This window comes from Variovorax sp. KBW07 (assembly GCF_003852515.1).
Lineage (GTDB): Bacteria > Pseudomonadota > Gammaproteobacteria > Burkholderiales > Burkholderiaceae_C > Variovorax.
Genome location: NZ_QAJK01000041.1, coordinates 2,339 through 6,749, shown reverse-complemented (window position 1 = coordinate 6,749; position 4,411 = coordinate 2,339). Strand labels below are relative to the sequence as shown.

Sequence of the window (4,411 nt, the reverse complement as noted above, 5' to 3'; positions counted from 1 at the left end):
GCGAGCTGGTGGCGCGCGTGCGTGCCGTGCTGCGGCGCACCGCGCCGGGACTGGTGCCGGGCATGGCGGGAGTTGCCCAGGCCCAGGATTCGCAAGGCGATGCGCCGGGCCTGCTGCTCGACGACGTGCACTGGCGCGCGTCGCTCGAAGGCACGCCACTGAACCTCACGCGGCGCGAGTTCGGGCTGCTGCAGGTGCTGTCTCGGCATCCGGGGCGCATCTTCTCGCGCGCGCGGCTGCTCGAGCTGGCCTACGACGACACGGTGGACGTGACCGAGCGCGCCATCGACAGCCACGTGAAGAACCTGCGCCGCAAGCTCGGCGCGGCGGCGCCCGCGCACGACTGGATCCGGTCGGTGTATGGCGTGGGCTTCGCGTGGGAAGCGCCGCCGCCGGGCTAGTCGTCCAGCCCCGAAGCGCGGATCTGCGTGGCGCTCTTGGCCCAGGTCTTCTCGAGCATGCGCGACAGGTACGAGCCCGACTCCCAGCCCACCTGCAGCGCAATCGACAGCACCGAGTCGCGCGTGTTGCGCAGCAGGTACACGGCACGCTCCAGGCGCCGCCGCTGCAGGAATTCGAGCGGCGAGATGCCGTGCCTGGCACGGAAGATCCGCTCCACCTGGCGGCGCGACAGCCGGTGCTGCTGCGCGAAGGCATCGAGCCGCAGCGGCTGGGCCAGGTCGCGCAGCATCGCCTCGGCCAGCAACTCGGCCACCCACAACGCCGACGAAGGGTCGCCCTTCGACAAGGGGTTGGCGCTCAGGCGCGCCGCTTCCATGACCAGCGCGCCGCACAGCACGTAGTTCTCGTTGTCGCCGGCGCGGGTGGCTTCGAACATGCGCTGCGACAACGCGCCCAGCGCGGTGCTGCCCGTGCGCAGGCCCTGCGGCGGCCGAACCACGCCCTGCGCCTGCAACGCCGTCGCCCACAGCGCCGGATCGACATACACCGCCACGTGGCCCTGGCCGGCCGTGAGCGTGGTCGTCGAATGCGCGCTGCCCGCCGCGAACCAGATGAAATGGCCGGGCCCCAGGTGCAGCGCTTCGCCCCGTGCATCGCCCACGCTGAAGCGGCCCGCGATGGGCACGAACAGCATGTCGCAATCGTGCACGTGGGGGTCGGTGGCATAGCGGTCGCTGGTGTTGGCGACCATCGTCGCCTGGTGCGACAGCCGCTCGACGAACAGCGACTGGCGGGGCGGCGTGTGCCCGGTGTTCATGTGCATGGCCGTTCCTTGTCGCATTCGAATCCGCGCATGTCGCAAGCGGGCGCGCGCGTTTGCGCACGCTCAACAGAATCGGAAGGACCACTCCTGCAAGAAGAAAGCATGACTACTCAACCTCTGCGCCGCGCGCTCCTGGGACTGGCCGCCGCCGGTGCCCTGTACGGGCCGACCGCCTCGTGGCCGGCCACCGACCAGGCCTACCCGGTGAAGCCGGTCACCATCATCGTACCCTTCCCCGCCGGCGGTGGAACCGACGTGATCTTCCGTTCGGTGCAGATCCGGCTGCAGGCCGCCCTGGGTGTGTCGGTCATCATCGACAACCGCTCCGGCGCGGGCGGCACCGTGGGCACGGGCTTCGGCGCGAAGGCCAGCCCGGACGGCTACACGCTGGTGGCCAGCACCACGACCACCATCGCCTCGGCCGACGCGGTGTACCCCAAGCTGCCCTACAACCCCACCAAGGACCTGGTGCCGGTCGGCACCATCGGCACCACGCCCTTCGTGCTGGTCGTCACGCCCGCGCTGGCCGCGCGCACGGTGAAAGACTTCGTCGCGTACGCCAAGGCCAATCCGCAGGCGCTCAACTACGGCAGCATCGGCAACGGCAGCCTGAGCCACCTGGCGGGCGAGCTCTTCAAGCAGCGCACCGGCATCGAGATGACACACGTGCCCTACCGCGGCGCCGCGCCCGCGCAGGCCGACCTGATGGCGGGCCAGATCCAGGCCCTGTTCGACAACCCGCCCGCGCTGATGGCGCAGGTGCGCGGTGGCCGCATGCGCGCGCTGGCCATCAGCGAGCCGTCGGCCGGTTTCGCCGACCTGCCGACCTTCGAGGCGGCCGGCATCAAGGACTTCAAGCCGCAGCTCTGGTACGGCCTGATGGCGCCGGCCGCCACACCGCAGCCGGTGGTGCAGCGCCTGCGCGCCGCGCTCGACACCGTGATGAAAGACCCGGCCCTGCGCGCCGACATGCTGGCCAAGGGCGTGACGCCATGGAGCGTGCAGCCCGAGGTGTTCGAGGAACAGATTCGCAACGACATCAAGCTCTGGGGCGGCATTGCGCGCTCGGTCAACGCGAGGGCCGATTGACGATGACGACGATGACGAAAACGACGACAACCCGCCCTCCAGCGGCCTCCCGCGACATCCGCGTCTTCGTCGGCCCCGACAAAGCCATCGGCGGCAACCCCGCGCCGGTGTGGCTCGATGCCGATGCGCTCTCCACCGAACAGATGCAGGAACACACGCGGCTCAGCGGCCACGAGTCGGTCTTCGTGCTGAAGCCCTCGACGCCCGCGCACCGCCTGCGCATGCGCTACTTCGTGCCGAAGCACGAAATGGAAATGTGCGGCCACGCCACGGTCGGCGCGCTGTGGCTGCTGCACCGGCGCGGCGAATGGGACGGCACGCCCATCGCCATCGAAACGCTCAGCGGCACCGTGACGGGCCGGCGCGTCGACGGCACGGTGCAGATCAGCCAGCCGCGCGCCACGGTGCAGGCCGTGACGCAGCAGCCGCTCGTCGAAGAGATTGCGCAATGCCTGGGCATCAACGTGGGGCAGATCGCGGGGCCGGTGCTCAACGCCGCCACCAGCCGGGTCAAGACGCTGGTGCGGCTGGCGGACACCGCACAGTTGCACGCCCTGCGCGTGGATTTCGCACGGGTCGAATCGCTGTGCGAGCGCCTCGGCTCCACCGGCCTGTACCCCTATGCCTTGTCTCGGGACGAGGCCGACAAGCCCGGCACGGTCAGCGCGCGGCAGTTTCCCAAGTCTTCCGGCTATCCGGAAGACGCGGCCACCGGCATCGCCGCCGCGGCGCTGGCCTGGGGCCTGCGCCACCTGGGGCTGGTCGGCGACGGCGCGTTGTCGGTCACCGTGCGGCAGGGAGAAGCGATGGGCTCGCCCTCGGCGATCCATGTGGGCCTGCCATCGGAGGCGATGGCACAGGAAGGCTGCTGGGTCGGCGGCAAAGCCTGCGATGCGCAGCCGGAAGACTTCCTGCTCGACCAGCTCTGCCCGCCCGAAGTCAGCCGGGCCCGGCCCTCGGGCACTTACGCCACCTTCGCGCGGGTGGGCAACCTGCTGCATTCGAGCGGCGTGGTCGCACGCGAAAACGGCCAGGTGATCGCGGGAAGGCTCGATGGCCCCGACGATGTGGCGCGTGGCCAGCGGGCGGCGGTGGCCGCGGTCGGCGCCCTGCTGCGCGCGGCGCAGGACGAGCTGGGCAGCCTCTCGCGCGTGGTGCGCGTGGTGGCGCTGAACGGGTATCTGCAGGCCTCGGAAAATTTCGCGGACCACGCCCAGGTGATGGATGCGGCATCGGCCGCGCTGCAACGGATTTTTCCGGATGCCGCGCTGCCGGTTCGCACCACCGTGGGCGTCGCGTCGCTGCCGCGCGGGGGCGTGGTCGAAGTGTCGATGGTGCTGGAAACGCGCGGTTAGCCGCGGTCCTGCGGCCTGTGCCCGCTCGACACCACCGCGGAAGTGGCAGGCCGCTTCAGCCCGAGCGCGCCTTCGAGCATCCGCAGAATGGTCTCGCGGGCCAGGTCGAAGTCGGCCGGCTCCAGCGCCTGCTTGCCCAGCAGCATGCGCATCTGCCAGGCGAAGTCGGCGTACGTTTGCGTCATGGCCCACAGCGTGAAGAGCAGGTGCGGCACGGGCAGCGGCGCCACGTCGCCGTTCGCCATCCAGCGGTTCAGCACGGCCGCCTCGGCGCGGAAGGCGGGCACCAGCTTGGCTTCGATGTCGTCGGCGCATTGCGGCGCCTGCGAAATGATTTCCTGTGCGAACAGGCGCGAGCCCGAGGGGTGGTCGTACGAGAACTGCAGCTTCTGCGTGACGTAGCGCTCCAGCGCGGCATGCGGGTCGAGGTCGGCGTCGGCCAGGCTGTTGAGGTTCGACAGCCACGAGTCGAGCACGTCGTTGAACACGCGGCTGTACAGCGCCTTCTTCGAAGGGAAGTAGTAAAGCAGGCTCTGCTTGGAGATGCCTGCGTCGGCCGCGATGTCGTCGACCGACACGCCACCGTAGCCATGCAGCGCGAAGCGTTCCTGCGCCACCGCGAGGATGGCGCTCTCCAAGTTCTGGCGGCGGGCTTGCCGCTTCACGGCCGGTGGGCGCGCCGCAGTTCGCAATGGAAGGGCGGTGCTCATGGATTCTTCATCCGCGCCAGGAAGCGCACCAG

Annotated in this window: 5 protein-coding genes; 3 read left to right on the top strand and 2 right to left on the bottom strand. The window is 70.1% G+C overall.

Features of this window, described 5'->3' with window-relative positions; all coding sequences use genetic code 11:
* A partial coding sequence (locus DBV14_RS33815) for a winged helix-turn-helix domain-containing protein (RefSeq protein WP_260396882.1) occupies positions 1 to 401 on the top strand: 401 nt, incomplete at its 5' end.
* On the opposite strand, the gene DBV14_RS08940 is transcribed toward DBV14_RS33815, so the two are convergent.
* Positions 398 to 1,225 carry an AraC family transcriptional regulator gene (locus DBV14_RS08940; protein WP_185545974.1) on the bottom strand — a complete coding sequence of 276 codons (828 nt, stop codon included), beginning with the start codon at positions 1,223 to 1,225 and terminating at the stop codon, positions 398 to 400. The genes DBV14_RS33815 and DBV14_RS08940 overlap by 4 nt on opposite strands.
* A 102-nt stretch (positions 1,226 to 1,327) precedes the next feature.
* Between DBV14_RS08940 and DBV14_RS08935 the strand changes: the two genes are divergently transcribed.
* Together DBV14_RS08935 and DBV14_RS08930 are read left to right on the top strand one after the other, a co-directional pair.
* The gene (locus DBV14_RS08935) at positions 1,328 to 2,314 is read left to right on the top strand and encodes a tripartite tricarboxylate transporter substrate binding protein (protein WP_185545973.1); all 987 of its coding nucleotides are present in this window, start codon (positions 1,328 to 1,330) and stop codon (positions 2,312 to 2,314) included.
* A gap of 11 nt (positions 2,315 to 2,325) precedes the next feature.
* Positions 2,326 to 3,669 (top strand): PhzF family phenazine biosynthesis isomerase, encoded by a 1,344-nt coding sequence (locus DBV14_RS08930; RefSeq protein WP_221621881.1) that lies wholly within the window; start codon positions 2,326 to 2,328, stop codon positions 3,667 to 3,669.
* Here the strand turns inward: DBV14_RS08930 and DBV14_RS08925 are convergent.
* On the bottom strand, positions 3,666 to 4,379 hold the full coding sequence (locus DBV14_RS08925; RefSeq protein WP_124458833.1) for a TetR family transcriptional regulator C-terminal domain-containing protein: 714 nt from the start codon (positions 4,377 to 4,379) through the stop codon (positions 3,666 to 3,668). The two genes, DBV14_RS08930 and DBV14_RS08925, sit on opposite strands and share 4 nt — an antisense overlap.
* Between the last annotated feature and the right edge of the window lie 32 nt (positions 4,380 to 4,411).